The sequence below is a fragment of the Candidatus Pelagibacter communis genome, from assembly GCF_001180185.1.
GTDB lineage: Bacteria > Pseudomonadota > Alphaproteobacteria > Pelagibacterales > Pelagibacteraceae > Pelagibacter > Pelagibacter ubique_F.
This window is the reverse complement of record NZ_CVSS01000051.1, coordinates 119,711-145,587: the sequence shown is the minus strand read 5'-3', so window position 1 is coordinate 145,587 and position 25,877 is coordinate 119,711. Positions and strand designations below refer to the sequence as shown.

Below are 25,877 nucleotides of genomic sequence, written 5' to 3'. Positions count from 1 at the left end.
TAGGCGCCAATTGTAATAAATTGGTGCCTATTTTTTTATTAAAAATTCAAATATAAAGCTTCTTTATGAGTGATTTGATTTCACAAAATCTAAACATGATTTTTAAAACTCCTAAAGGAGAAACTGTTCATGCTTTAAAAGATCTAAATTTCACTCTGAAAAAAGGAGAGCTTTTAACTGTACTTGGACCATCAGGGTGTGGAAAGACTACATTACTCAATATTACAGCAGGTTTTATCAGACCAACTTCTGGAAGTATTACTTTAAATAATAAAGAAATAGATGGACCTGGAGTTGAAAGAGGAATGGTTTTCCAACAAGGCGCTTTATTTGAGTGGTTGACTGTTGCTGAAAATGTAAACTTTGGATTAAGAATGAAAAAAGAGGATCCAATTCAAACTCAAAAAAAAGTTGATGAATGGTTAGAGATTGTTGGTTTAAAAGGATTTGGAAATACTCCTACTTATCAATTATCTGGAGGAATGCAGCAAAGGGTTGCCTTAGCAAGATGTTTAATTAATGATCCAGATCTTATATTAATGGATGAACCTTTAGGTGCTCTCGATGCCCTTACTAGAGAAAAAATGCAGTCTTTAGTTTTAAAAATTTGGAAAGAAACTGGTAAGACAATTATCTTAATTACTCATTCTGTTGAAGAAGCTCTTTTACTAGGCGAAAGACTATATGTTATGGCTCCAAGACCCGGAAGAATACATAAAGAATATAATCTTCCTTTTGCCTCGATGGGATTAAAAGAAGATCTTCGAGAAATCAAAAAAAATAAAGAATTTTCCCAGAAACGAGAGGAAATTCTTGAAATGATTTGGAATATGGAAGAGGAAATTATGGGAAAAGAAAATTAAATGTTAACTCAAATTATAACTTTTTTAATATTTTTTGCTGTAGTCGGTTGTATTCTTTATGGAAGAAGATTGATTAAGACTGAAAAAGTTGATGCAGTATTTGGAAATCCTGAGAGGGCTTTAGGTGGTACTCACTGGGTAATTGTTGGAAGTAGTTTTTTACTTTTAATCTGGCTATATTATTCATGGGATATTGCTAAAGGATTTTACCCAAAATCTGCTAATGAGCTATGTCAAGTTGCAAAAGTTAATGATTCTTTGCTTGGATTAAAATATCAATTTCCAATAGAGGAAAGAGAGTTCAAAAGCACTTCTCAAATAAAAAAAGAAAATAAAAATCTAAAAATAATTCAAAATGAAATTCAAAATTCTGAAGATCTTAATAGTCAGCAAAAAACAATACTAATTAGTTATATTATTAAAACTAATCAACTTATCCCATTGCTTACAAATGAAGATTTGCTAGAAAATGAAACTAAACAAAAAATAAACGATATTACTGGAAAAATTAATCTTTTAACTGAGGATTTTCAAAAACCTGATTATCCATTCGAAACTGAACAAGAACTCAATAAAAGGCTAAAGGCTGTAGCTGAAGAAGGTGGTTGGGGTATTACTAAAGTTGATGCGGGTTCAGGTTCTATTGAAAATACTTTAGAGGTACCTTTAGTGCCTGCAACGTTTAGAGGTTTAAAATTTCATACTGCAGCCCAAGAACTAAATTTAATAAGTGAGGAATTTTTTAAGTTAAGAAATCATAATCCTCAATTTAAAAGTAAGATTAAAGAACTAAAAGATGAAATTAAATCTTATAGAAAAGAATTAAATGATAATGAGGAACTAGCTTCAACATACGCAAAGAATATTGTTAAAATTGCTAGAAGAATAGAATTTGCGAGTATCTATCCTCCAAATACTCTTGATAAGATGCAAGCAGCAATTATTAAATTTGATAATGCACAAAAAGATGCTCAGGGAGGACTTAGATTTATTGATATATTTCTATTCCCAGCTGGAACAATAGTTGCAAGTGGTCCAAGTTGTTCAGAACAAGGTTCGGGTAGATGGTTGCCTAAACCATCTGATACTTTCAATAAATTTATATTAATGTCAAAACCTAGTGTAGGTTATAAAGATATTCCTCTTTTGTGGATACAAATGGTTGATGTAAGTAAAATGATAGGCTTCATTTTACCAGACTGGATTGCAGATATTTTACCAGGGGAATATCCTGTACACACTAAAGATGGAATAGTTAAACAAAACTTTAAAGGTGGAGTTCTTAAAATTGTAACAGGTGACTTTAAGTTATTAAAAGTGCCTGTTCCTTATGGTCATATTTGGGACTCTTTTTTAAGAGTTTTTCTTGGTTTAGTTTTTGGAATACTAATTGGTGTACCACTTGGTTTGTTTATGGGATTAAATAGATTTGCAAAAGGTTTTTTTGATCCTTTAATTGAACTTTATAGACCAGTTCCACCTCTTGCATGGGCTCCTCTTATTATTTCAGTTTTAGGAATTGATAATACTGGAAAAGTATTTTTATTATTTATGGTTTCTTTATCGATAATGATAATTTCAGCTCGAGCAGGAGCTTCAGGAACACAACTATCAAAAATTCATGCAGCTCACTCTTTGGGGGCATCTAAAAAACAAATATTAAGATATGTAATTTTTCCAAATTCATTACCAGAAATACTTACTGGTATAAGAGTAGCAGTCGGTATGTGTTGGGGAACCTTGGTGGCTGCAGAATTTTTAGCAGGAACAACAGGTATTGGTTTTGTTGAAAATGTTGCTAAGAAATATTTTCAATACGAGGTTATTTGGATAACTATATTCATTATGGGAATGCTTGGATTGTTGTTTGATGTAACTCTGAGAAAAATAATTGACAAAACAATTCCATGGCGTGGAAAAGGCTAGTTTGAAAACTCAAAATCTCAAGAAAGAAGTAATAAAAATATTTAAGAAGTATGGTTTAAGTAATAATCATGCATTAATATCAGCTAATGCACTAATTAATGCTGAATTAGTTGGTGCATATGGACATGGTTTATCACGTCTAAAAATGTACTGTGATCGAATTTCTAAAAAAGTAATTAATCCAAAACCTAAAATAAAAATTAAAAAAATATCTCAATCAATCTCATACATTGATGCAAATGATAGTATTGGTTTTGTTGCTGCTGATATTGCAATAAAAAGGGCGATCATAAATGCAAAAAAAACTGGAATAGGTTTAGTAGCTGTAAAAAATAGTGGTCATTATGGTTTGTCGGGGTATTACGCTGAACAAGCCGTTAAAAAAAATTTAATAACAATGATTTATACTAATGCTCCTCCAGCAGTTGCTCCTCATGGAGCCATAAAAAGTTTATTTGGAACAAACCCAATTTGTTTTGGAACACCAACTGGATCGAAGATACCCTTTATATTGGACACTTCTATCTCAATGATTAATAGAGGTAAAATTAGAGTTGCATCAAGAAATAATCAAAAAATACCTTTTGGCGTAGCTTTAGATAAATTTGGTAAACCTACCACCGATGCTAAAAAAGCGCTTCAAGGAGTTCAATTACCAATAGCAGGGTTCAGAGGTTCGGGGTTAGCTTGGATGGTCGATATTTTAAGTGGTGTATTCACTGGTGGTAATCATTCAGGAAAGGTAAAGGATCCTTTTGATGATTTTTCTGGTCCTCAAAATATAGGACATCTATTTATCACATTTAAAACAAATTTATTTGTAAAAAATTATAATAAAAGAATAAAAGAAAATATTTATAGAATAAAAAGATTACCTAAAATAAAAGGAGTAAAAGAAATAATGTATCCTGGTCAAAATAAATATAAAAGGTTTAAAAAAAATTCAAAAAAAGAAATTAAGATATCAAGTATGACTAAAAAAGATTTTACAATTCTGAAAAAATAATATGCTATCTAATAAAGAGATTGTTGTACCGAATAATTTACTAAACGCAGCATATAAGAAAAAAGGTGTCAAAGCAGGTATTGTAAATGCAGGCAAGCCATTACCAATGATATCTGTTCAAGATGCAGTAAATGAAAGTTTAATAGAGCCAATATTTATTGGAAATGAAAAAGAGATTTTAAAATGTGCTGAAGACTTAAAATGGGATATTTCAAAATATGAAATTATTCATGAGCCTGTTGAAAATAATACTGCAGCGATTGCTGCAAAACTTGCGAGTGAGGAAAAGATTAAAATTATTGTTAAAGGACACATTCATACTGATGTTTTGATGAAAGAAGTTCTGAAAAGAGAGTATAATTTATTAGGAAAAACTAGATTAAGTCATATTTGGCATATGACTTTAGACAAAGCAGATAAACCACTAATCATCACTGACGGTGCATTAAATGTTTTACCAAATGTAAAAACTAAGATGCATATTTTAAAAAATGTTATCAACTTTTCTAATAGGATTGGAATTGAAAAACCCAAAGTTGCAGTTTTGTCAGCTACTGAAGAAGTATTAGATAGTGTTCCAAGTTCTCAAGAAGCTGAGGAAATTACAAAACTAGCAAAAAAAGAAAATTTAAAAGCTGATGTTTTTGGTCCATTAGCATTCGACAACAGTATTTCAAAAAAATCTGCAGCTATTAAAGGGATTAAGAATGATGTAGCTGGATTAGCTGATGTTTTGTTGGTACCAAGTGTAGAAACGGGTAATGGATTAGTTAAAATGTTAATTTATTTTTGTGGTGCTTGTGCTGCTGGTGTTGTTGTAGGTGGTAAAGTGCCAGTTGTAATTACAAGTCGTTCTGATGAAGCTCAAGCAAGGTTAGCATCGATTGCAGCAGCAGTCGTAGCATTAGATTAATTGTTTGATTGCAATAAAATCGAAATTGCCTTAAATAAATGATCATTAAACAAAGAATATAATGCCAATCACATATTTAAAAAAATCTCCAAAAACATCATCAACTGATGACACAAAAACAACTGGTATTGTTCAAGATTTATTAAAAGATATAGAAAACACTAAAGAACAAGGATGTATCGATTTAACAAAAAAATTTGATAAATATGATGGTGAAATTATCGTATCAAAAGAAAGAATTGAGGAAATTAAAAAAACTTTAGATCAAAAAACTAAAGATGATATCCAGTTTTCTTATGAAAGAGTAAAAAAATTTGCTGAAGCTCAATTAAAAAATTATGGACAAGACTTTGAAGTTGAGTTGTCTGAAGGTTTGTATGCTGGTCAAAAATTAGTTCCAGTAAATACCGCTGGTTGTTATATACCAGGTGGAAGATATGCTCACATTGCTTCGGCAGTAATGAGTGTAACAACAGCTAAAGTGGCTGGAGTAAAAAATATTATTGCTTGCAGTCCTCCTAAAGAAGGTGTTGGTGCTCATCCCACAATTGTTTATACAGCTAATCTTTGTGGTGCTGATGTGATTTTAAATTTAGGTGGTGTACCTGCTATTGCCGCTATGACTAATGGGTTATTTAAAAATCCACCTGCAGATATAATTGTAGGTCCTGGAAATCAGTTTGTAGCTGAAGCGAAAAGAATTCTTTTTGGAAAAGTTGGTATAGATTTATTTGCAGGACCAACTGAAATTGGGATCATTGCTGATGCAAAAGCAGATCCTGAAATAGTTGCTGTTGATTTAGTTGGCCAAGCTGAACATGGTTATAATTCTCCATGCTGGTTATACACAACAAGTAAAGAACTAGCAGATAGAGTGATGAAAAGAGTTCCAGAATTAATTGCTGAACTCCCAGAGGTACCAAGAACAAATGCTGCAGCTGCATGGAAAGATTATGGTGAAGTTATTCTTTGTGACACTAACGAGGAGTTAGTTAAAATCAGTGATCAATATGCACCTGAACACTTAGAAGTACAAACAGAAAATTTAAAATGGTTTCATGAAAAATTAACTAATTATGGATCTTTATTTGTAGGTGAAGAAACAACAGTAGCCTATGGAGATAAATGCTCTGGAACAAATCATATACTCCCTACAAAAGGTGCTGGGAGATATACAGGTGGTTTATTTGTTGGAAAATTTATAAAAACTTTAAGTTTTCAGAGAATGACGAAAGAATCTACAGAGTTAGTTGGTGCTGCAGCAGCAAGAATTTCTAGATACGAAGGTATGGAAGCTCATGCTAGAACTGGTGATGTTAGATTAAGGAAATATGGATACTCTAATTAACTATTTCCAAAACAATAAACATTGTAAGTAAACTCATAAAACTAATTATTAATATATTTATAGTTTTCCAAACTTTTTCACTTTGAGCATATTGAGATAAAAATTTCGATAGATATCCAACAACAAAAAAAAATATGAAAGATGCAACTGAAGCACCTAATCCAAAATATATTTTTTGATTTAAGATAAGATTTTTTGAAAAATTTCCTAAAAAAAATACTGTATCTGAATAAACATGAGGATTTAAATATGTAAAACCAAGAGTTTTTAAAAAAATATTAAATTTAGAAATATTCTCAATTTCATTATTAAGATTAGCTTTAGATGTTAATGATCTAATTTTAGAGTAAATAAAATAAACAAGAAATATCACCAAAAGAATATTAAATATTAATTGAACTGAAGAGTTGAAATACTGAGTAAAGTGATGAAAAAGAAATATACCGAGAAATATTAAAAAAAGGTCTGATATTGAACAGACAAAACAAACTAGAAAAATATGTTGTTTTTTTAAACCTTGTTCAATAACAAAGATATTCTGTGCACCTATAGCCAAGATCAAACTAAGCCCAATAAAAAACCCCAGTACAAGGTATTCCATCTAACGCTTAATTAATCTGCGTTAGCCGTTAAGGTTTTAATCTCTAATATATTTTCGTTTGGATCTTTAACAAAAAAGGTCTCTTGCTCATACTTTGTACCTTTAAATCTTAAATAAGGTTCATCGTAGTATTTTGCACCCTTTTCTTTTAACCTTTTTTTAAGAGCATCAAAGTCTTTTCTTGATAGATGAATTCCAAAATGAGGTACAGAAACATTACCCATATCAACATCGTGTCTCTCATTATCTAATTTATGTTCACTGGCATGAAGTGTTAATTCATTTCCCCAGAAGTCAACATCTGCCCATTCTTGAGCGGCGTTATCAAGTCTGCAGCCAAGAGTTTCACTATAAAATTTCTTAGCAGTTTCTAAGTCTCCACAAGGAATAGCTAAGTGAAAACAATTTGTATTTTTGTACATTTTAACCCTCTTTAAATTACGAATATGTCTCTTATATAAAGTATATACTTTTTTTAATCAACTGTTAGAAAACTCAAAAAATATGAATGAATTTTTACAATCTATAATTGACCGAGATCCTGCGGCAAAATCTAAGATAAGTTTAATACTTACTTATCCAGGTGTAAAAGCAATTTTTTTTCATAAAATCGCAAATTTTTTTGCAACTGCAAAATTTAATTTAATTGCAAGAATTATTTCACAATTTTCTAGATTCTTAACAGGAATTGAAATTCATCCAACAGCAAATATTGGTAAAAATTTATTTATAGATCATGGTATGGGGGTTGTCATTGGTGAGACATCTGAAATTGGAAATAACGTTACTATTTATCATAATGTTACTTTAGGTGGAATTACACCAAGTATAAATACAAATGAGCAACGAAATACTAAAAGACATCCAACGTTAGAAGATAACGTTGTAGTTGGATCTGGAGCTCAGATTTTGGGGCCAATAACTATCGGAAAAAATTCTTTAATTGGTGCAAATGCAGTGGTTACTAAAAATGTACCAGAGAAATCTATAATGGTAGGAATTCCAGCAACAAGAGTTGGTGATGCTACAAAAGGATTTCAGCCTTATGCAGTTACTAATAAAGATAAAGATCAATGACACAGATTAAGAACAATTTTATTGAGTCCATCGGGAATACACCTTTAATAAAATTAAAAGCAGCCTCAGAAATTACTGGATGCAATATTTATGGCAAAGCTGAGTATTTAAATCCTGGTGGATCAGTTAAAGATAGAGCGGCACTCGCATTAATAAAAGATGCTCAAGAAAAAAAGTTAATATCTGAAGGTGGAATAGTTGTTGAAGGAACTGCTGGTAACACAGGTATAGGATTATGTCTCCTTGGAAACTCTTTAGGTTACAAAACTATAATTGTAATGAACGATAATCAAACTCAAGAAAAAAAAGATACTTTAAAAAATATTGGTGCAGATTTAAGATTAGTTCCACCTAAGCCATATAAAGATGATGGTAATTATGTTAAAGTTGCAGGCCGTCTTGCTGAAGAATTAAAAAGTACAAATAACAATGGTGTAGTTTGGGCTAATCAATTTGACAATACTGCTAATGCTAAGGGACACTACGAAACCACAGGTCCAGAAATTTGGGAGCAAACAGATGGTAAAGTAGATGGTTTTGTTTGTGCTTCTGGAACAGGGGGAACCATCGGTGGAGTAAGTAAATATTTAAAAGAAAAAAATAAAGATATTAAAATTTTTTTATCTGATCCAACTGGCTCTGCTTTATATAACTATATTGCTAATGGTGAGTTAAAAGCTGAAGGAGGATCAATTACAGAAGGAATTGGTTCAAGTAGAATAACTAAAAATTTTGCAGAAGCTGAAATTGATGGTGCTTTTTCAATCAGTGATCAAGAGTCATTACCCGTGCTTTATGATTTAATACAGCATGAGGGGTTAAGTTTAGGAACTAGTTGTGGAGTAAATATTGCAGGTGCAATTAGATTAGGAAAAGAGCTAGGCCCAGGAAAAACGATAGTCACAATTCTTTGTGATAGATCAGATAAATACAACTCAAAGATGTTTAATAAATCTTTTTTAAAGGAAAAAAACCTCCCTATTCCTAGCTGGTTATAATAACGCATACCAGGCATGTAACAAAACAGTTACATTTTTATATTAATATTATTTACAGTTACATTTTTATATTAATATTATTTAACGTCAGGAGATTATGAAAAAAATTATTATATTTTTATCTTTTTTCATCTTTACATCTGCTAATGCAGAAATGAGTGGTAAAGATAAATCAAAAGCATGGGATTGTGTTGGTATTTATATGGCCAACTACTTTCTTCCATCAGGTGAAAAATTTGAGTACGGAATGAAAGAAAAATCAATTTCAACTGTGAAAGTTTTAAAAACCTATGCGCTTGAAATAGGTATTCCAGAAAAAGATTGGGATGCTGGAGTAAACAAAGCAGTTGATAAACATTACGGCTCAAAATACGACAAAACTAAAACTGACAAATGTCATACGTTTGTTGAAGCTTTAGTTCCTAATGGAGCTGAAAGAGTAAAAAAAGTAGTTCAAACTTTATATTAAGGAGAGAAAATGAAAAACTATATGGTAACTCACACTTTCAAATCGAAAGAAATGAAATCAAAATTTAATGAAACAGTAGCTTCAATGAAAATGGAAGATATTGTTAAATCAATGACAAGTGATAAGGCAGCATGCCAAATGACGTGGAACACCCCAGGTGATACAATGCAAATGTTTTGCTGGTGGAAAGCTAACAGTGAAGCGGATATCAATAATCAATTAGGTCAAATGAATGATTTCTTTGAGCCTCATAAATTTACTGAGTGTACTGACCAAGTAATGGATTATAACGCATAATAGGAATAGACAATGAAAAAAGCATATTTAGTGGCAGTTCCAACAGTTACAAACCCAGATATGTTTGCAAAAGAATATGCAAGTAAAGTTGCAGACACTTTAAAGCCTTTTGATGGAAAATTTTTAGTTAGAACTCCCGAGAAATTAGTCAAAGAAGGAGAAGAAACTACCCTTACAGTAGTAATTGAATTTCCAAATAAAGATAAAGCTTTAGGCTGGTATAATTCAGATGAACATCAGAAAATTGTCGTTCAAAGAAGAAAAGCTACTGATCCAAAAAGTACAATTGTAATATGTGAAGAGTCAGACTCTTATTAAAAAAAGGATTAAAAATGAAAGCAATCTATACGAGAACTATCGGAGTTTATGATGATAAACTTGGTGAGGCCATGGAAATCTCTAAAGGTTTAGCTGAAGTTAGAAAAAAACATTATCCTGATCATGAAGTTTATTTTTCTTTTCAAATTGGTGGAAATCCTAGAACAGTTAGAGAAACTTTAGTTGGAGAACAATTTACTGACAAAGCTTTTGAAAATGATCAGAATATGTCTGCTGATCCTAAATTTATTGAACTTCAAAAAAAAATGAAGGGTGTTTTTAAAGAAGGTACAATACAAGACGAAATGAGAATGGTATTCAACGATTAAGGAGACAAAATGATAGAAAAATTTAATGGGATATTTTATTTAATAATTTACTTAGTTCATTTTATTGGAGTTGGTGTTTACGCATTTCAAACTATTTTTGGCACTAAAAGCTTCATGGAAAGATTTGGTATAGATCCAAGTGGAGCAATAATGATTAGAATGGCAGGAGCATTTATGCTTGCTGTATTTTTAATGTCAATCTACGTAGGTTTTATAAGACCTGGAGGTTTGGAAAATACATGGGGATTCTTAAATTTAGTTTTTATAAATAATCTATGTATTTTTTTATGTAATTTTTATTCTATCAAAATAAATAAAACAGGAGTTAACGAAAAAACTACAAACGAAGGTATCATTGCGCCATTTGTATTTACAGTTATGAGTGCAATTTTATGCTACGGTTTAGCTGATAAGATATACACATAATGAGTTTAAGATGTCGATATTAAAAAGATATACTGATGCAATAGATAAAAAAGACGAAGCAACTATGAATGAGCTTTTACATGATGATTTTAAATTCACAATGCATAAATCTGGAAATTCTCTTGGAAAAGCTGACGTAATCAAATGGGCAATGAGTGGAGATATAAATCAAGATAAAGCTCGCATAGTATATGAAAATGATGAAGTTGGAGTACATCATTCAATCGTAACTTTTAATGATGGAAATGTAGAAGCTGTAATGGCAGTTTATAGATATAAAGATGGAAAGATTACTAGTTTAGAAACTGGTGCTACTCCAATGTCTAAATAATGTTTCCAAAAAAATATTTTGATTTCATATTCATTTTGATTATGGGTTTTGGCATGAGTTTACTCATGACACTTATAATTACATATATAAATACAGGTATGGATAATGAATATATTAATAGATTTTTAAAAGCATGGTCAGTAAGTTTACCTATAGCAATAATAGCTGCCCTTGTTCTTGGACCGCCAATAAAGAAATTAGTAGATAAAATTACTAAATAATATTATTCTTTAATTAGTGAGTAACATAATTGCATATATAGTTCTTATAATGGCAGTTATTTTAGGTACTGCAGCAAACGGTTTTGCTAAAGGTGCAAATGGTTTCACATTATTTATACCAAGCTTGTTAACAGCAATAACAATAGTTGGCTGTATGTTTACATTATCTATAGTTATGAAAACTATTCCAGTTAGTGTAACTTATGCTTCATTTGCAGGTCTATGCATTATTGCTACTACACTTGTAGGAATATATAAATTTAATCAAATTCCAGATATTGCTACTATCATTGGTTTAGCTTTGATTATCTCAGGAGTTTTGATAGTAAACCTACTCGGTAAAACAGGATAAAAACATGACAAATTTATCAGGATATATTTTTCTTTTTTTAGCTATCACTCTTGGAATAGCTTCTAATGGTTTTTTAAAATCAACCAACGGATTTACAATTCTTGGACCAACAATTTTTTGTGCAATTTCAATAGTAGCATGTATTTTTTGTTTATCAAAAGCGATGAATATTATTCCAGTTGGTTTTACTTACGCTACATATGGTGGTTTAACTATTACTGCAGTAACTTTATTTGGAGTGTTTAAATATAACCAAATACCAAACTTGTATGGAGTTATTGGAATATCATTAATTGTTATTGGTGTAATTTTGCTCAACACACTTGGTAAAACTACCTAGAAACAGGTTTTAAAATTTTAAGCATTCTATTGTGAAGACTTTTATTGGCTGAACAAATTATATTTCCAGCTTTTTTCGCATCAAAATTTTTCCAAGTAGTAACTATCCCTCCAGCAGATCTAATTATAGGAATTAAAGCATGAATATCCCAAATCTTATTTCCACATTGAATAACAATATCAATTTTACCTTCTGCAAAATGAGAGTAACTTAAAGCATCTGAACATGGAAATTGCATTCGCTTAAGTATTTGTGGTATCTTTTTTTGTTGGTTTAAAGTTAAACTCCCGTGAAAAGCTGCTGATAATTTCATATTTGAAAAAGTAGCTTTACTATTAACTTTAATTCTTCTTTTTTTTCCATTTTCCGAAACATATGCTGAAGTTAAAGAAGTATTGAAATAATATTTTTTTAGTATCGGAAAATTAGCAAGACCCAAAATAGGATTTCCTTTATAATTTAGAGAAATCAAGTTACTCCAAGTTGGATTACCTACAACAAATGATCTAGTTCCATCTATTGGGTCAATTACCCATAAATATTCACTTTTAGATTTCTTGTGACCAAATTCCTCACCTATAACTTGGTGATTAGGAAATCTTTTTTTAATTTCTTTTCTTATAAACTTTTCAAATGCTTTATCAGCAGTTGTAACAGGGTCATAACCTCTTCCTTGCAATTTATTAGATACTTTGAAAGATTTATTTAATTTTGTATAATAAAATTTAGTTAATTTTTTAGCTAAACTTTCAATGAATTTTGAATAAGCTTTATAATCTGAAGATTTTAACATTGGTACAAAGGACTAATACTATTTTATTCCTATTGATTAAAGCTAAATTTTAAATAATGATTTAGATAATTTATGAAAATTGAATTAAAAAATAACAAGCTATTTTTTGAATATAATGGATTAAAAAAAGAAATTCATCCTTTTTGGTTAAGAGAAAGAGTTAATGGAGACAGTTTTGTTGATAAAGCTACAAAACAAAGATTATTTGATCCCACAAAACTTAAAGAAAATATTCAAATTAATTCAATGAATCTGTCCAATGATTTTTTGGAAATAACTTTTGATGATGGAGTACAAACAAAATTAGCGATCCAAAATATTCTCAAAGAATTTTCAAATATGAGTGACATAAAATATATAAGCAAAATTAAATGGGACTCTTCTTTAAAAGATTTTAATAATTTTGAATTTAACGATAATTTTTTTGAAGAGGAAGAGATGTATAAAGCTCTAATGAGTTTTTACCAATATGGTTTTGTAATATTTAAAAAAGTTCCTACTCAAAATAATTTTATTGTAAATTTTGCTAATTCGATAGGTAGTATTAGAAGAACCAACTTTGGAGAATTTTTTAATGTTAAATCTAAACCGAATCCAAATGATTTAGCTTACACTTCACTTCCATTGGCTCCCCATACAGACAATCCTTATCGAAATCCTGTTCCATGTATTCAAATTTTACACTGTATCGAGAATGAAGTTAGTGGAGGGTACTCTACTTTAGTTGATGGTTTCACAGTTACAGAACAATTAAAAAAAGATTTTCCAAAATATTTTAAAATTTTAAGTGAAATCAAAGTAAGGTTTCAATTCATAGATCAAAGTGTGGTATTAGAAAATTGGGCAGAGATGATTCAATTAGATGAGTTTGGTGAATTTAAGCAAGTAAGATTTAGTCCAAGATTAGATTTTGTGCCTCTTATGGATAAAGAAAAATTAGAATTATACTACTCGGCAAGAAAAAAAATATCTGAACTCTATAATTCTGATGATTATAGAATTGAATTTAAACTTCAACCTGGTGATTTATTAATGATGGATAATTATCGACTTCTTCATGGTAGAACTACTTATGATGCAAACGAAGGTAATCGTTTTTTACAAGGATGTTATATAGATTATGATAGTACAGAAGGTAAACTAAAACATCTAAAGAGAAAATTTAATCTTTAAGAAATATTTTGTATTTGTTTTTCAGCTTCTTTAATTGATTTCTTGTAGTCCAATGCCATTTGGTCAGCACAAATAATATCAATTTTTTCAATTCCGAAAAAATTAAGAATAAATTTCAGCCAAGGTGTCAAAAAATCCTCACTGCTATTAAGTTTTGTGCCCCCAGATGTAATAACAAGATAAGCTCTTTTATTTTTTAATAAACCTTCTCTTCTACCATTTTGTTTAAACCTAAAAGTTTCTCCCACTCTTGCAGCTAAATCTGACCAAGCTTTTAAAGTAGCAGGAGGACCATAATTATAAATTGGTGCAGAAATAATAATTACATCACTTTCTTTAAGTTCTTTGACTAATTGATCAGATAATTTGAACATTTTTTTATGATTATCATTTTGATCTTTTTGATCAATATTCATTCCAGACTCAGTCAAACCACTTACAAAAACCATCTCATCATTTAAATCTCTATAAATTACTTCATCTCCAGGTTTTTTAATTTTTTCTAAAACTTTTTTTGCTAATGCTCTAGAGGTCGATCCATCTTTTCTTGCGCTTGAATCTATTTGATAAATTTTCATTTATACAAATTAGCCTATATTTTGAAAAAAAGGAAAAAATTCAAGTAAATAAAATCCTAATATTTGAAGTTGATTGGTAAGTATTAAAATACCTGTCACTAATAAGATAATTCCACCAATCTTAGATACTAAGTTAATGTTTTTTTTGAAATTTTTTGAAAAAATAACAAATTTTTGTATCAATACTCCTGAAATTACAAATGGTATCGCAAGACCAATTGAGTAAATTAATAGTAAAAAGACAGCTTTAATTAATGTTTCTTCAATTGCAGCTAAAGTTAAAATTGATCCTAAAATAGGACCAATACACGGTGTCCATCCAAATCCAAAGGCAAGACCTATTACATAAGGAAATAAGATATTTCTAGACTCCTTTGCGTCGAATCTTTTTTCAAAATTTAGATAAGAAATATTAATTATACCTATCAATTGAAGAGAAAAAATGACAATAATTATACCCGCAACAATTCTTAAAATTTCTGAATTTTGTAAAAGGACTTGTCCTATAAATGATGCTGAGGCACCTAAAATAATAAACACTGTTGAAAAGCCAAGACAAAATAAAATTAATGGAAAAAAATTTATTTTTTTTGAATTAATTACTTCCTGGAGAGACTGACCAGATATATATGAAATATAACCAGGTATTAGTGGCAAAACACAGGGGGATAAAAAACTTATAAGTCCTGCACCAAATGCAATCACAAATTCTATCATTTATCCTGTATTTTTCATTGCAGCAGATATACCTGCTATAGAGGTTAATAACGCATCATTCAAATATTTTTTATTTTTCATATTCTTATTATCCTTTAATTTCTTGATAACTATTGGCTGAATTATATTTAGAACCTCAGAGTATATATTTCTTACAAATACAGTTGCTCTAAATTGTTTTCTTGAATTTAAGATTTCCTTTGGAGTGATTTTTTTATTTAAATCTTTGATTACTTTAAATTGAAATCTTAATTTTTTACCCACTCTTTTTAAATTCTCATCAGCCAAATATTCTTCATAGATTTTAGATATTTCCGGATCTGCTTTAGAAATAACCATGTCTAGCATATCAAGCATTGAATTAAAAAATGGCCAGTTTCTTTCCATGTCGTATAAAGTTTTTCTGAATTTCTTTATGTGAGAGTATCTTAATGCCTCAGCGCTACCGAGCCAAGCTGGCAACATCAATCTAATTTGTGTCCAAGCAAAAACCCATGGGATAGCTCTTAAACTTTTGATATTATCAATATTCTTTCTTCTAGAAGGTCTGGAACCTATTGAAAGCTTTCCTAACGCTCTATGAGGTGTGACAGTTTTAAAATATTTAATAAAATCTGAACTTTGATTTATATTTTTTCTGTATGAGCTTTTTGAAATCTCAGACATTTTTTCAATTAATAATCTCCAACTAATCTTTGGATTTGGAGGTGGATTTAAAGTAGCCTCAGTTACAGCACTTATATAACTACACAAATTATAATTAGCTAATGGTTCATAACCATACTTTTGTTGAATTACCTCTCCTTGGTCTGTAATTCTTATCTTTCCGTTAACAGAGTTTGGAGGTTGAGATCTTAAAGTTGCTTGAATAGGTCCACCACCTCGCCCAGCAGAGCCTCCTCTACCATGAAAAAAAGTTATCTTGATACCAAATCTTTTTCCTAATTTAATTATTTCCTCTTGTGCTTTATATTGATGCCAACTAGCACAAATTTTTCCAGCATCTTTACTTGAGTCAGAATATCCAATCATTACTTCTTGTTTATAATTTATTAATTTTCTGTACCAAGTTTGAGAAAACAAACTTTTCATTATCTCCTTAGCGTTGATCAAATCTTCTAGAGTTTCAAATAACGGAACTACTCTAAGTTTTTGTTTTATGTTTGCTTCTTTTTGTAAAAAGGAAACTGATAAAATATCCGATGCTGAATTTGTCATAGAAATAACATAAGCTCCTAAACATTCAGAGGGCTCATCAGCTAAAATCTTAAATGTTGACCAAACTTCTTTATTTTCTTTATTTTTGAATTGAAAATTATTTATTTTATTTTTTTTTGAAAGTAATCCTGATTTTAAAAATTGAATTTTTTCACTTTCTTTCATTTTTAAATAATCTTTTTTAAATTTCTTTTTAACCAATTCTGAAATTAATTGACTATGTCTTGAAGACTCTTGTCTTATATCAAGCCTGGCCAGATTTATGCCAAAACATTTAGCTCGCCTCATTAAATCTAATAATTCACCACTAGCTAAATTTTCATTTTGATTTTGCTCTAGCGATTCTCTTACAACTCTTAAAGGTTTTAATATTTCTTCTCTTGAATTTAATAATTCTTTAAAATTTAAATGTTTTTTATTAACTAAATGTTGCTCAATAGAGCGATGAGTAATTCTCATTTTGTCTCTTAATGGTCTTAAAAAGACTCTGTAGGGTTCGAATGATTTACCAACTTTTTTTAGAATTTTTTTTGAACATTTCTGCATTGAATAAGATCTAATTATTTTTGTTAAAGATTTCTCGTATAATTTTGCAGCTTCCCATCTAGATAATAATATCACTTCCTTTGTGACTGATGCTGTAACATTTGGATTTCCATCTCTATCTCCACCCATCCATGATCCGAATTCTATTGGGTTAAAATTTTTAGGAAGACCTTTTTTTGTATTTTTTACAAAAATAGAATTTAACTTTCTATATACCTTTGGAATTGTGTCCCATAGGCTCTCCTCTATAATTGCCAATCCCCATCTTGCCTCATCGTAAGGTGAGGGTTTCGATCTTTTAAGATCATCTGTATTCCAAATTATTGTTAGTTCATCATACAATTTTTTATCAAGTATCTTTAATTTTGATGGAGAATTTTTGAAAAGATTCCTTTTTTCGAGAATTTCAATAATTGTGTGGTATTTTTGTATTATAGTTCTTCTTTTAACTTCAGTTGGGTGTGCAGTTAAAACTATACCGATATTTAGATTTTTTGCTGTATCATAAATTTTGTTTTTTTTGATATTTTTTTTTCTAAATAGATTCTCAAAAATTTCCTCTATAAACAGATTATTATTTGCTATTTTCTTTTTATTATTTTCATACTCATTTAAACTCCTGGATGCATCAATTAATTCAGCTAAATTAATAAAATTCATAAAATGAGTAAAGGCCCTTGTTACTTTGAAAGTATTTTTAGGACTAAGAGCTTTTATTGATTTGATAACTTTTTTATTTGATTGATTGAAATTTGAACTTTTCTTATTAGCTTTTGATAATTTTCTAATTTTTTCAACTAATTTAAAAAATTTATTTCCTTCTTGTTCTTTAATTACTTTTCCTAATATGTTGCCTAAATATTTAACATCTTCTCTAAGAAGTTTTGTAGGAATTCTCTCATAATATAAATCTCTTTTTTGCATTACCCCTTAAAAGGTATGACTTTATGTTTTTGTTGACCAAGTTTATCAACTCCTAATACAACTTCTTCTCCGCCTTTTAAAAAGTGTGGGGGAGACATATTTTCACCAACTCCTGGTGGTGTTCCTGTACAACAAATATCTCCTGGAAGTAAAGTCATGCACGAGCTCATGTAAGAAACTAATGTTTTGACATCAAATATCATTTTTTCAGTATTTCCAGTTTGCATTCTTTTACCATCAACGTCTAAAAACATATTTAGTTTTTGAAAATCAGGAAGTTCATCTTTTGTTAGAATATAAGGTCCTATAGGACCAAAAGTGTCAAAGCCTTTACCTTTGTCCCAAGTTAAACCTCTATTTTTTTGAAAATCTCTCTCACTTACATCATTTACGAGAAAAAAACCCAGAACATGTTCCAAAGCATTATTAATACTTATATTTTTTCCTTTTTTTCCTATTACAAAACCTAATTCAACTTCCCAATCAGTATGGTTTGAACCTTTAGGTACCTCTATTGGGTCGTTAGGTCCAGTAATACAACTAGTAAATTTTGAAAAAATAATTGGTTCAGTTGGAATTGGTAAATTTTGTTCTTCTGCATGGTCTTTAAAATTAAGCCCTATACCAATAAATTTTGAAGGATTAGATACACAAGGTCCAATTCTTAAATTAGGGTCTAACTTTGGCAAAGCTGAAATTTCAGTATTCTTAATTTTTTCAATTGTATCAAAATTTAATGTCTCTGGATTTAAATCATCTATTACAGATGATAAATCTCTGTAATTATTTTCATTATCGATTAATGCTGGTTTTTCATTTCCAATATTACCAATTCTACATAATTTCATTGATTTTTACTCCTTCAATTTAATAATAGGATAAATCATTTATTATTTCAACTTGATGATATACAAATAATAAACTTATTTAGTAATTTGTTGTTCTTGCTAATCTCGCTGCACCTCTGACACCACTAGCATCTCCAAATTTTGGTTTTAAAAATGTTCCCTCGAATTCGCTTCCAGCGACAAATTTTTTCATTTTTTGTTTAATCTCATCTAAAAAATCAATTTCATTTGAAACACCACCTCCAAAAACAAATACATCTGGGTCTATGATATTTACAACAGTTGCTAACGACATCGCTAGTTGATCTTTATAATTATCAATTAGTTTTTCTGCATCTAAATCAAGTTTTCTGTGCATTTCAAAAATTTTCTGAGCAGGTAAATCTTTTTTAAATTTATCTTTAAATGCTCTAGAAATTCCTAAACCAGCAACATAATTTTCAATTTCCCCAGCTCTTAAGTTTGTTTTTTTTATTTGAATTCCATCAATACAAACACTTGGAATTTGATTATGTCCCCACTCTCCAGTTATCCCATTTGGTCCATTTACTATTCTTTTATCAATAACTAATCCACCACCAACGCCAGAGCCTAAAATTACTCCAAAAACAATCTTATAATGTTTTCCAGATCCATCGATTGCCTCAGATAGAGCAAAACAATTAGCGTCATTTTCACAATAAATTTCTTTACCAATTTCTGCTCTTAAATCTCTCTGTAGAGGTTTACCGTTAATCCAAAAAGAGTTTGGCGCATTTTTAACTAATCCAGTTTGAATAGAATGAATACCTGGATGACAAACACCTACAGGTAACTCTTTTCCAGCTTTTTTTTCTAAATCAATTACTATTTTTTTTATAATTGCTAAAGTATTTTTATAATCTTTAGGAACCTCTATTCTTTCTCTGTGATGTTCATTACCGCTATCGTCTAACAAAACATATTCTATTTTACTGGCTCCAAGATCAATCCCTATTTGCATAAATTATCTCATTATTTTTTGAATTTCTTTATAGGTAAACAATTTTGGTATTTTGCATGAAGTAGTTAATTTAACTGCCTTATTAGTTTTTGCAGAGTTCATAGTTGATTGAATTAAATCAAGAACATGTAAAGATACTTCACCGTTACATCGGTGAATTTTTTTTTTATCAATACAATAAGCCATTTCTGCTAGCCCTACTCCTCTATAATTAGCGTTAGTTGGAGACTCATTTGCTCTAGAACTTTGAGTTCTGATATTTATTCTTCCTAATTTCATATGATTTGTTTTAAATTCTTTCCAAGGATTACCTAATTTTTTACAAACAAAAACTGATCCACCAAACATATTTGGATCAGGGACGATCATTGATCCTTTAGTGCCATAAAGTTCTATATGATTTCTTTGATGGGCAATAACGTCAAAAGAAAGAGTTAATCTAATAATACTTCCATTTTTAAAGATTATAGTTGTGAAATATGTTGTCGGACACTCTACTTTAATTTTTTTTCCTTTTTTTGGTCCAATGCCAATTGTTCTAAAACTAGCTCCTCTCATTAAACTTGCGGCTTTAACTTCTTTAGCTGGTCCAAGTAAATTTACTAAAGCAGTAAGATAATATGGACCCATATCAATAACTGGTCCCCCTTCTTTTTTAGCAAACCATGGCTCAGGATTAGGGTGATAAGATTGAACACCGGGAAAGGCAAAAATTGCATTTCCTAAATTTACCTTTCCAATGTTCTTATTTTCTAACAATTCTTTAGATTTTTGATTACCACCACCTAAAAATGTATCTGGAGCATTTCCTAAATATAATTTTTTTCTTTTTGAAATTTTTAGTAATTCTTTTCCATCTTTGAGATTAATAGCCAAAGGTTTTTCCGAATAAACATGTTTTCCATTTAATAAAGATTTTTTTGCAATTTGATAATGAACTTTTGGTGGTGTTAAATTTAAAATGATCTCTACTCTTTTATCCTTTAATAATTCATTTACAGGCACAGCTTGGATTCTATAGGTCTTAGCACACTTTTTTGCTGCTTCACTCTTTACATCTGCACATTTGATAATTTTGAAGTTATTAAAATACTTATGGGCTCTAAAATAAGTTTCAGCTATATGACCACAACCTATCAATCCAACTTTAAAAACTTTATTCATTTAGTTGATTTATACACCTTGTCTTTGTTTAGCTTTTCCCTCTTTATGTAATTTTAAAGCCTCTTCATTTTCTTTGGTGTTTGGAATTTCTAATGTTGGACTTTCCCAGTAAGCTGATCCCTCTAGCCATTGATATGAATGAGTTTTAATTGAAATAACATAGGTCACATCAGATTTTTTTGCTCTTTTAAATGCTTCTTCTAATTCAGAAATAGAGTTTACTTGCTCAGATTTAGCTCCCATGCTTTCTGCATGTTTAGCAAAATCAACACCAACTAGATTTGGTGTATTAGAACTTTCTAGTAAACAATTATATTCTTTTCCACCTTTAAAGAGTTGAAGTCTATTAATTACAGCGTGACCACCATTGTCACAGACGATGATGATTAATTTATTATTTGTTATAACCGATGAATAAATATCAGAATTATATAATAAGTATGAACCGTCTCCAACGAATGCAATTACATCTTTATTTGGATTGGCCATTTTAATCCCGAGAGCTCCAGAAATTTCATAACTCATACAACTAAATCCCCACTCGGTTTCATGAGTATTTAATTCTCTTGGTCTCCAAACTTGAACCACTTCTCCAACCAAACCACCTGCTGCTGTCACAGCAATATCCGAGGGATCTGAATTTCTATAAATTGCACCAACTGCATGGGCATAGCTTGGTAATTTTTGATTTGTTGGACCACTTTCTTTATCAACGTATTCATTCCAGGATTTTAATTCATCTCTAGACTTTTTATACCAATCATCATTTGCTTTCCAACTTCCTAAAGCATTTGAAAGTTCGATTAATGAAACTTTTGCATCTCCAACCACGGCTTGAGCTAAATGTTTATTTGCATCATGTCTTGTTATATTTAATGAAACTAATCCAAAATCCGGATTTTCAAAATTTGCCCACGAGCCTGTTGTAAAATCAGCTAATTTAGTTCCAACGGCTATTGCAAGATCAGTTTTTTTTGCAAAATTATTTGCCGCTTTACCGCCTAAACCTCCAATAGGTCCAAGAAAATGTGAATGATCTCTTTTCATAGTAGAATACCCCATCACTGTTTGAGTAACAGGTATATTATGTTTAATTGCAAAGTTTCCTAATTCTTCCATAGCATCTGAATAAAAAACGCCCCCACCAGAAATTATTATTGGATTTTTGCAACTTTTAATTTTCTCTGCTGCTTTCTTAATTTCAAAATCATCTGGTTTTGGTCTTCTAATGTTGTGAACTCTCTCTTTAAAAAACTCTTCTGGATAATCAAACGTTTCACCTTGAGTATCTTGACATAAAGATAAACAAGCTGGACCAGCATCAGCAGGATCTATCATTAATTGAATAGCTTGTGGTAAAGATTGCAAAATTTGTTCTGGTCTTGTAATTCTATCAAAATATCTCGTAACTGATTTAAAAGCATCATTTGCAGTTATTCCTGGATTATTAAAATGTTCAACTTGTTGAAGAACAGGATCCGGCATTCTATTTGCATATGTATCACCAGGTAAAAATAATATTGGTATTCTATTACTCATAGCAACGGCTGCTGCTGTAAGCAAATTTGTAGATCCCGGTCCAACTGAACTTGTAGCGATAAAAATTTGTTTTCTTCTTTTGGCTCTTGAGTATGCTACTCCAGTCAAAGCCATATTCTGCTCGTGATGGCCTCTATAAGTCGGAAGTTTATCTTTATTTTCCTCTAAAGCTTGACCTAGACAAGCAACATTTCCATGACCAAAGATACCAAACACTCCAGGAAAAAGTGGTTGTTTTTTACCATCAATTAATATTTTTTGAGCAATCAAGTGCTTAACTATTGCATGAGCACATGTAAGCTTTAATTTTCTCATAATTGAGTATATAAAACAAAATTATAAATTAATTTCACTAAAAAACTTAGAAATATTTTTATGTACGAAAAATTTGGGCAATTCATTGATGGGAAGTGGCAAAAATCTGAGAAAAATGAAAGTTACGAAGTAATCAACCCTGCAACTGAGGAAATAATTGGTAAAGCGTCTAAAGCTGGAAGATCTGATGTTGAAAAGGCTCTTAAATCTGCAGAAAAAGGATTAAAAGTTTGGAGAAACACAGCCCCATGGCAAAGATCTTATATAATAAGAAAAATAGCAGACAAGATAAGGGAAAAGCAAAACGTTCTCGCAAAATGGTTAACTTTAGAAGTTGGAAAGCCTTTAGCAGAGGGTGTAGGTGAAGCTGGAGGAGCTGCTGATATATTTGAATGGAATGCTGAAGAAACAAAAAGAATATATGGCCAAACTGTAGAAAGTCGATTTCCAAATACTAGAGTCCATGTTTATTATCAACCAGTTGGTGTAGTTGCTGCATTAGTACCATGGAATTTTCCATTAATATTAGCATCAAGAAAAATATCAACTGCTCTTGCTGCAGGTTGTTCAGTGATTTGTAAACCAGATGTAATTACACCTGGAACCGTAATGGAATTGGTTGATATTTGTAAGGAAAGTGGAGTACCTGAAGGGGTCGTAAACTTGCTTTCTGGTGATCCAGCATCTGTTTCGGAACAACTTATAGATTCGGATATTGTTAAAAAAGTTTCTATTACTGGTTCTACTAGAGTTGGAAAACTAATTTTGAAAAAAGCTGCAGATAAAGTTCAAAGAGTTACCATGGAATTAAGTGGTCATTCGCCTTTTATTGTTTTTGAGGACTCAAATATAGATACTGTAGCTGACATGGCGATTACAGCAAAATTTAGAAATAATGGTCAAGTTTGTATATCTCCTAATCGATTTTATATTCAAGAGAGTAAAAAAGATGAGTTTATAAATAAATTTATAGAAAAAACTAAAAAGCTTAAAATAGGAAATGGTTTAGATGAAGGTGTTCAGCTTGGACCAATGACAACAGCAAAAAGACTTAGTGAAATTGAGGAGCTTGTTGAAAAAACAAAAAAAGAAGGTGCTAAAGTTTTACTAGGTGGAAAAAGACCATCTGGTTTTAATAAAGGTTATTTTTATGAGCCTACTGTGTTTGATAATGTAAAAGATGATTTTACAATCATGAAACAAGAGCCTTTTGGACCACTAGTTCCTATGCTGTCATTCAAAACTTTCGATGAGGTAATTGAGAGAGCTAATGATAATGATTTAGGTTTATGTAGTTATGTTTATACAAACTCAATGGAGCAAGCTCACAAGGCTTCTGAGTTAATGGAAACTGGATGTGTTGCAGTTAATACAGCCGCTGTAGCAGTTGCTGAAGCACCTTTTGGAGGAATTAAACAGACTGGTTATGGTCGTGAAGGTGGATCAATGGCAATTAAAGATTATTTAAATATTAAATATACTCATCTCGGTCTTAAAAATTAAATGAGAGAAAATAAAATAAAAAAGATGATGAATGAGGGTAAACCAGTCATCAATGGTTGGCTTCAAATACCAAGCACCGTGTCTGCAGAGGCAATGGCTCATCAGGGTTGGGACTCTTTAACTATAGATATGCAACATGGTTTAGTTGATTATTCAAATGCTCTTCCAATGTTGCAAACTATTTCATCTACAAATGTAACTCCATTAGCAAGAGTTAATTGGAATGAACCAGGTCAAATAATGAAAATATTAGATGCAGGTTGTTATGGAATTATTTGTCCAATGGTCAGTAACAAAGAAGAGGCTGAAAAATTTGTACAAGCTTGTATGTATCCACCTAATGGATATAGAAGTTTTGGACCAGTAAGAGGGCTTATTTACGGGGGATCTGATTATGCTAAACATGCAGATCAAGAAATGCTTAAGTTTGCAATGATAGAAACTAAAGAATCTTTAGACAAGCTTGATGAAATAATGTCTGTAAAAGGTTTAGACGGTATTTATATTGGGCCAGCGGACCTAAGTTTAGCTATTGGTGAAGAACCAGGATTTGATAAACCGGAAAATTCAAAAGCATATTCTCAAATTCTAAAAATTTTAGAGCATGCTAAAAAAAATAAAATTTTTGCGGGTATTCATAATGGTACACCTGAATATGCTTTAAAAATGATTGATAAAGGATTTAATTTTGTAACTATTGGAGCAGATCAAAGAGCTATGAGTACTGGTGCTAAAGCAATAGTTGATAAAATGAAAGGCTCATCAAATAAAAAAGAAGAGTCAAAAGCATATTAAAAAGTGCCAGAAAAAAAGAAAATTCTTGTAATTCAAAACATTCATCAAGAAGGTATAAATTTGCTCAAAGGTAATTCCAGTTATGAATTTGAGATCTTTGATGAAATTAATGAGGACTTGAAACAAAAAATAGTTGATTGCGATGCAATCTCAATAAGAACAGCAAAATTACCCAATGAAATAATTAGCTCTGCTAAAAAACTTCAGGTTATTTCAAGACACGGCGTTGGTTACGATAATATTGATCTTAAAAGCACAAAGGAAATTGGAGCAACCTTAACTATAACAGCAACTGCTAATGCTGTTGCGGTAGCAGAGCATGTGATGTTTATGCTTTTAAATATTTCAAAAAGAAAAGATATGTACGATCAATCAGTAAAATTAGGAAAATTTAATGACAGAAATAAATTACCAAAAACAATTGAACTCTGGGGAAAAAATATTTTAATTGCTGGTTTTGGTAGAATTGGACAAGCATTGATAAAAAGATGTTTGGGTTTTGAAATGAATGTTTTTGTTTATGACCCTTATATAAATGATGAAAAAATAAAATCTTTGGGTGGAAAAAAAGTAAATGATTTAAAAGAAGCAGTTAAAGAGATGGATGCTATCTCTTTACATATGCCTCTTAACGATGAGACAAAAAATATTGTAAACTATGATCTTTTAAGATCTATGAAAACAAATTGTATTGTTGTTAATGCAGCTAGAGGTGGAATTATTAATGAAGTTGATTTAGATAAAGCATTAAGAGAAAATCTAATCTTCGGTGCAGGTTTAGATGTATTTGAGACAGAACCACCTAAGTCTGATAACCCATTACTTAAAAATGATAAAGTTTTTTTAAGTCCTCACACTGCAGCATTCACTGAAGAATGCATGATAAGAATGGGAAAAGAAACAATACAAAATATTATTGATTTTTTTGAAAAAAAATTAGACAAATCTAAAATAATTAAACTTTAAT

30 protein-coding genes are annotated in these 25,877 nt (G+C 30.4%); 20 read left to right on the top strand and 10 right to left on the bottom strand.

Annotation, left to right across the window (positions count from 1 at the left end; translation table 11 throughout):
* Positions 1-65 precede the first annotated feature (65 nt).
* From AMN95_RS05045 to hisD, 5 genes are all read left to right on the top strand, one after another.
* Positions 66-863 (top strand): taurine ABC transporter ATP-binding protein, encoded by a 798-nt coding sequence (locus AMN95_RS05045; RefSeq protein ID WP_075522873.1) that lies wholly within the window; start codon positions 66-68, stop codon positions 861-863.
* Positions 864-2,789 (top strand): ABC transporter permease subunit, encoded by a 1,926-nt coding sequence (locus tag AMN95_RS05040; protein WP_075522872.1) that lies wholly within the window; start codon positions 864-866, stop codon positions 2,787-2,789.
* Between the two features lies 1 nt (position 2,790).
* Positions 2,791-3,795 (top strand): Ldh family oxidoreductase, encoded by a 1,005-nt coding sequence (locus tag AMN95_RS05035; protein WP_075522871.1) that lies wholly within the window; start codon positions 2,791-2,793, stop codon positions 3,793-3,795.
* 1 nt (position 3,796) lies between these two features.
* Entirely contained in the window at positions 3,797-4,708 is a 912-nt protein-coding gene (locus AMN95_RS05030; RefSeq protein WP_075522870.1) for a bifunctional enoyl-CoA hydratase/phosphate acetyltransferase, read from the top strand.
* Between the two features lie 61 nt (positions 4,709-4,769).
* Positions 4,770-6,056, top strand: a complete 1,287-nt coding sequence (hisD, locus tag AMN95_RS05025) for a histidinol dehydrogenase (RefSeq protein ID WP_075522869.1) — start codon at positions 4,770-4,772, stop codon at positions 6,054-6,056.
* Here the strand turns inward: hisD and AMN95_RS05020 are convergent.
* Together AMN95_RS05020 and AMN95_RS05015 are read right to left on the bottom strand one after the other, a co-directional pair.
* Positions 6,049-6,657 carry a LysE/ArgO family amino acid transporter gene (locus AMN95_RS05020; protein WP_075522868.1) on the bottom strand — a complete coding sequence of 203 codons (609 nt, stop codon included), beginning with the start codon at positions 6,655-6,657 and terminating at the stop codon, positions 6,049-6,051. The genes hisD and AMN95_RS05020 overlap by 8 nt on opposite strands.
* Positions 6,658-6,668: 11 nt before the next feature.
* A complete protein-coding gene (locus AMN95_RS05015; protein ID WP_075522867.1) occupies positions 6,669-7,079 on the bottom strand; it encodes a VOC family protein in 411 nt (136 codons plus the stop codon).
* An 82-nt stretch (positions 7,080-7,161) separates the two neighbouring features.
* On the opposite strand from AMN95_RS05015, the gene epsC reads away from it, so the two are divergent.
* The 11 genes from epsC (at position 7,162) to AMN95_RS04960 (ending at position 11,815) form a co-directional block, all read left to right on the top strand.
* Positions 7,162-7,734 (top strand): serine O-acetyltransferase EpsC, encoded by a 573-nt coding sequence (gene epsC, locus AMN95_RS05010; RefSeq protein WP_075522866.1) that lies wholly within the window; start codon positions 7,162-7,164, stop codon positions 7,732-7,734.
* Positions 7,731-8,732: a cysteine synthase A gene (locus tag AMN95_RS05005; protein WP_075522865.1), complete on the top strand. Its 1,002-nt coding sequence runs from the start codon at positions 7,731-7,733 to the stop codon at positions 8,730-8,732. The genes epsC and AMN95_RS05005 overlap by 4 nt, the downstream gene beginning before the upstream one ends.
* A gap of 97 nt (positions 8,733-8,829) precedes the next feature.
* Positions 8,830-9,201: a hypothetical protein gene (locus AMN95_RS05000; protein WP_075522864.1), complete on the top strand. Its 372-nt coding sequence runs from the start codon at positions 8,830-8,832 to the stop codon at positions 9,199-9,201.
* 9 nt (positions 9,202-9,210) lie between these two features.
* Complete coding sequence (locus AMN95_RS04995; protein ID WP_075522863.1) at positions 9,211-9,498, top strand: hypothetical protein; 288 nt, start codon at positions 9,211-9,213, stop codon at positions 9,496-9,498.
* Positions 9,499-9,510: 12 nt separating this feature from the next.
* Complete coding sequence (locus tag AMN95_RS04990) at positions 9,511-9,816, top strand: DUF1330 domain-containing protein (protein WP_075522862.1); 306 nt, start codon at positions 9,511-9,513, stop codon at positions 9,814-9,816.
* Positions 9,817-9,830: 14 nt separating this feature from the next.
* Positions 9,831-10,145, top strand: coding sequence for a hypothetical protein (locus tag AMN95_RS04985; protein WP_075522861.1), 315 nt, complete (start codon positions 9,831-9,833; stop codon positions 10,143-10,145).
* 9 nt (positions 10,146-10,154) lie between these two features.
* A complete protein-coding gene (locus AMN95_RS04980; RefSeq protein WP_075522860.1) occupies positions 10,155-10,571 on the top strand; it encodes a hypothetical protein in 417 nt (138 codons plus the stop codon).
* Positions 10,572-10,581: 10 nt separating this feature from the next.
* Positions 10,582-10,902, top strand: coding sequence for a nuclear transport factor 2 family protein (locus AMN95_RS04975; protein WP_075522859.1), 321 nt, complete (start codon positions 10,582-10,584; stop codon positions 10,900-10,902).
* Positions 10,902-11,123 carry a DUF2798 domain-containing protein gene (locus AMN95_RS04970; protein WP_075522858.1) on the top strand — a complete coding sequence of 74 codons (222 nt, stop codon included), beginning with the start codon at positions 10,902-10,904 and terminating at the stop codon, positions 11,121-11,123. The genes AMN95_RS04975 and AMN95_RS04970 overlap by 1 nt, the downstream gene beginning before the upstream one ends.
* 16 nt (positions 11,124-11,139) lie before the next feature.
* A complete protein-coding gene (locus AMN95_RS04965) occupies positions 11,140-11,475 on the top strand; it encodes a DMT family transporter (protein WP_075522857.1) in 336 nt (111 codons plus the stop codon).
* A 4-nt stretch (positions 11,476-11,479) separates the two neighbouring features.
* Positions 11,480-11,815, top strand: a complete 336-nt coding sequence (locus tag AMN95_RS04960; protein WP_075522856.1) for a DMT family transporter — start codon at positions 11,480-11,482, stop codon at positions 11,813-11,815.
* Here the strand turns inward: AMN95_RS04960 and AMN95_RS04955 are convergent.
* Positions 11,808-12,608, bottom strand: a complete 801-nt coding sequence (locus AMN95_RS04955) for an inositol monophosphatase family protein (protein ID WP_075522855.1) — start codon at positions 12,606-12,608, stop codon at positions 11,808-11,810. The genes AMN95_RS04960 and AMN95_RS04955 overlap by 8 nt on opposite strands.
* Positions 12,609-12,680: 72 nt before the next feature.
* Here AMN95_RS04955 and AMN95_RS04950 point away from each other — a divergent pair, with 72 nt between their 5' ends.
* A complete protein-coding gene (locus AMN95_RS04950; RefSeq protein WP_075522854.1) occupies positions 12,681-13,781 on the top strand; it encodes a TauD/TfdA family dioxygenase in 1,101 nt (366 codons plus the stop codon).
* Here the strand turns inward: AMN95_RS04950 and AMN95_RS04945 are convergent.
* From AMN95_RS04945 to iolD, 7 genes are all read right to left on the bottom strand, one after another.
* The gene (locus AMN95_RS04945) at positions 13,778-14,359 is read right to left on the bottom strand and encodes an FMN-dependent NADH-azoreductase (RefSeq protein WP_075522853.1); all 582 of its coding nucleotides are present in this window, start codon (positions 14,357-14,359) and stop codon (positions 13,778-13,780) included. The genes AMN95_RS04950 and AMN95_RS04945 overlap by 4 nt on opposite strands.
* 9 nt (positions 14,360-14,368) lie before the next feature.
* Positions 14,369-15,076: a cytochrome c biogenesis CcdA family protein gene (locus tag AMN95_RS04940; protein WP_075522852.1), complete on the bottom strand. Its 708-nt coding sequence runs from the start codon at positions 15,074-15,076 to the stop codon at positions 14,369-14,371.
* Positions 15,077-17,764, bottom strand: coding sequence for a phosphoenolpyruvate carboxylase (ppc, locus tag AMN95_RS04935; RefSeq protein ID WP_075522851.1), 2,688 nt, complete (start codon positions 17,762-17,764; stop codon positions 15,077-15,079).
* The gene (locus AMN95_RS04930) at positions 17,764-18,612 is read right to left on the bottom strand and encodes a fumarylacetoacetate hydrolase family protein (protein ID WP_075522850.1); all 849 of its coding nucleotides are present in this window, start codon (positions 18,610-18,612) and stop codon (positions 17,764-17,766) included. The genes ppc and AMN95_RS04930 overlap by 1 nt, the downstream gene beginning before the upstream one ends.
* Positions 18,613-18,691: 79 nt before the next feature.
* Entirely contained in the window at positions 18,692-19,594 is a 903-nt protein-coding gene (locus AMN95_RS04925) for an ROK family protein (protein ID WP_075522849.1), read from the bottom strand.
* Between the two features lie 3 nt (positions 19,595-19,597).
* Complete coding sequence (locus AMN95_RS04920) at positions 19,598-20,758, bottom strand: Gfo/Idh/MocA family protein (RefSeq protein WP_075522848.1); 1,161 nt, start codon at positions 20,756-20,758, stop codon at positions 19,598-19,600.
* Between the two features lie 9 nt (positions 20,759-20,767).
* Positions 20,768-22,612 carry a 3D-(3,5/4)-trihydroxycyclohexane-1,2-dione acylhydrolase (decyclizing) gene (gene iolD, locus AMN95_RS04915; RefSeq protein ID WP_075522847.1) on the bottom strand — a complete coding sequence of 615 codons (1,845 nt, stop codon included), beginning with the start codon at positions 22,610-22,612 and terminating at the stop codon, positions 20,768-20,770.
* A gap of 60 nt (positions 22,613-22,672) precedes the next feature.
* Here iolD and AMN95_RS04910 point away from each other — a divergent pair, with 60 nt between their 5' ends.
* From AMN95_RS04910 to AMN95_RS04900, 3 genes are read left to right on the top strand one after another with little or no spacing between them, the layout of a single operon-like run.
* Entirely contained in the window at positions 22,673-24,115 is a 1,443-nt protein-coding gene (locus AMN95_RS04910) for an NAD-dependent succinate-semialdehyde dehydrogenase (protein ID WP_075522846.1), read from the top strand.
* Positions 24,116-24,910: an HpcH/HpaI aldolase family protein gene (locus tag AMN95_RS04905; protein ID WP_075522845.1), complete on the top strand. Its 795-nt coding sequence runs from the start codon at positions 24,116-24,118 to the stop codon at positions 24,908-24,910.
* A 3-nt stretch (positions 24,911-24,913) separates the two neighbouring features.
* The gene (locus AMN95_RS04900) at positions 24,914-25,876 is read left to right on the top strand and encodes a hydroxyacid dehydrogenase (protein ID WP_075522844.1); all 963 of its coding nucleotides are present in this window, start codon (positions 24,914-24,916) and stop codon (positions 25,874-25,876) included.
* Position 25,877: the final 1 nt, after the last annotated feature.

Bases quoted from the DNA above. Each gene is read 5' to 3' on its own strand.
- AMN95_RS05045 (WP_075522873.1), top strand. From the start codon at position 66: ATGAGTGATTTGATTTCACAAAATCTAAACATGATTTTTAAAACTCCT.
- AMN95_RS05040 (WP_075522872.1), top strand. From the start codon at position 864: ATGTTAACTCAAATTATAACTTTTTTAATATTTTTTGCTGTAGTCGGT.
- AMN95_RS05030 (WP_075522870.1), top strand. From the start codon at position 3,797: ATGCTATCTAATAAAGAGATTGTTGTACCGAATAATTTACTAAACGCA.
- hisD (WP_075522869.1), top strand. From the start codon at position 4,770: ATGCCAATCACATATTTAAAAAAATCTCCAAAAACATCATCAACTGAT.
- AMN95_RS05020 (WP_075522868.1), bottom strand. From the start codon at position 6,657: ATGGAATACCTTGTACTGGGGTTTTTTATTGGGCTTAGTTTGATCTTG.
- AMN95_RS05015 (WP_075522867.1), bottom strand. From the start codon at position 7,079: ATGTACAAAAATACAAATTGTTTTCACTTAGCTATTCCTTGTGGAGAC.
- epsC (WP_075522866.1), top strand. From the start codon at position 7,162: ATGAATGAATTTTTACAATCTATAATTGACCGAGATCCTGCGGCAAAA.
- AMN95_RS05005 (WP_075522865.1), top strand. From the start codon at position 7,731: ATGACACAGATTAAGAACAATTTTATTGAGTCCATCGGGAATACACCT.
- AMN95_RS05000 (WP_075522864.1), top strand. From the start codon at position 8,830: ATGAAAAAAATTATTATATTTTTATCTTTTTTCATCTTTACATCTGCT.
- AMN95_RS04995 (WP_075522863.1), top strand. From the start codon at position 9,211: ATGAAAAACTATATGGTAACTCACACTTTCAAATCGAAAGAAATGAAA.
- AMN95_RS04990 (WP_075522862.1), top strand. From the start codon at position 9,511: ATGAAAAAAGCATATTTAGTGGCAGTTCCAACAGTTACAAACCCAGAT.
- AMN95_RS04985 (WP_075522861.1), top strand. From the start codon at position 9,831: ATGAAAGCAATCTATACGAGAACTATCGGAGTTTATGATGATAAACTT.
- AMN95_RS04980 (WP_075522860.1), top strand. From the start codon at position 10,155: ATGATAGAAAAATTTAATGGGATATTTTATTTAATAATTTACTTAGTT.
- AMN95_RS04975 (WP_075522859.1), top strand. From the start codon at position 10,582: ATGTCGATATTAAAAAGATATACTGATGCAATAGATAAAAAAGACGAA.
- AMN95_RS04970 (WP_075522858.1), top strand. From the start codon at position 10,902: ATGTTTCCAAAAAAATATTTTGATTTCATATTCATTTTGATTATGGGT.
- AMN95_RS04960 (WP_075522856.1), top strand. From the start codon at position 11,480: ATGACAAATTTATCAGGATATATTTTTCTTTTTTTAGCTATCACTCTT.
- AMN95_RS04955 (WP_075522855.1), bottom strand. From the start codon at position 12,608: ATGTTAAAATCTTCAGATTATAAAGCTTATTCAAAATTCATTGAAAGT.
- AMN95_RS04950 (WP_075522854.1), top strand. From the start codon at position 12,681: ATGAAAATTGAATTAAAAAATAACAAGCTATTTTTTGAATATAATGGA.
- AMN95_RS04945 (WP_075522853.1), bottom strand. From the start codon at position 14,359: ATGAAAATTTATCAAATAGATTCAAGCGCAAGAAAAGATGGATCGACC.
- AMN95_RS04940 (WP_075522852.1), bottom strand. From the start codon at position 15,076: ATGATAGAATTTGTGATTGCATTTGGTGCAGGACTTATAAGTTTTTTA.
- ppc (WP_075522851.1), bottom strand. From the start codon at position 17,764: ATGCAAAAAAGAGATTTATATTATGAGAGAATTCCTACAAAACTTCTT.
- AMN95_RS04930 (WP_075522850.1), bottom strand. From the start codon at position 18,612: ATGAAATTATGTAGAATTGGTAATATTGGAAATGAAAAACCAGCATTA.
- AMN95_RS04925 (WP_075522849.1), bottom strand. From the start codon at position 19,594: ATGCAAATAGGGATTGATCTTGGAGCCAGTAAAATAGAATATGTTTTG.
- AMN95_RS04920 (WP_075522848.1), bottom strand. From the start codon at position 20,758: ATGAATAAAGTTTTTAAAGTTGGATTGATAGGTTGTGGTCATATAGCT.
- iolD (WP_075522847.1), bottom strand. From the start codon at position 22,612: ATGAGAAAATTAAAGCTTACATGTGCTCATGCAATAGTTAAGCACTTG.
- AMN95_RS04910 (WP_075522846.1), top strand. From the start codon at position 22,673: ATGTACGAAAAATTTGGGCAATTCATTGATGGGAAGTGGCAAAAATCT.
- AMN95_RS04905 (WP_075522845.1), top strand. From the start codon at position 24,116: ATGAGAGAAAATAAAATAAAAAAGATGATGAATGAGGGTAAACCAGTC.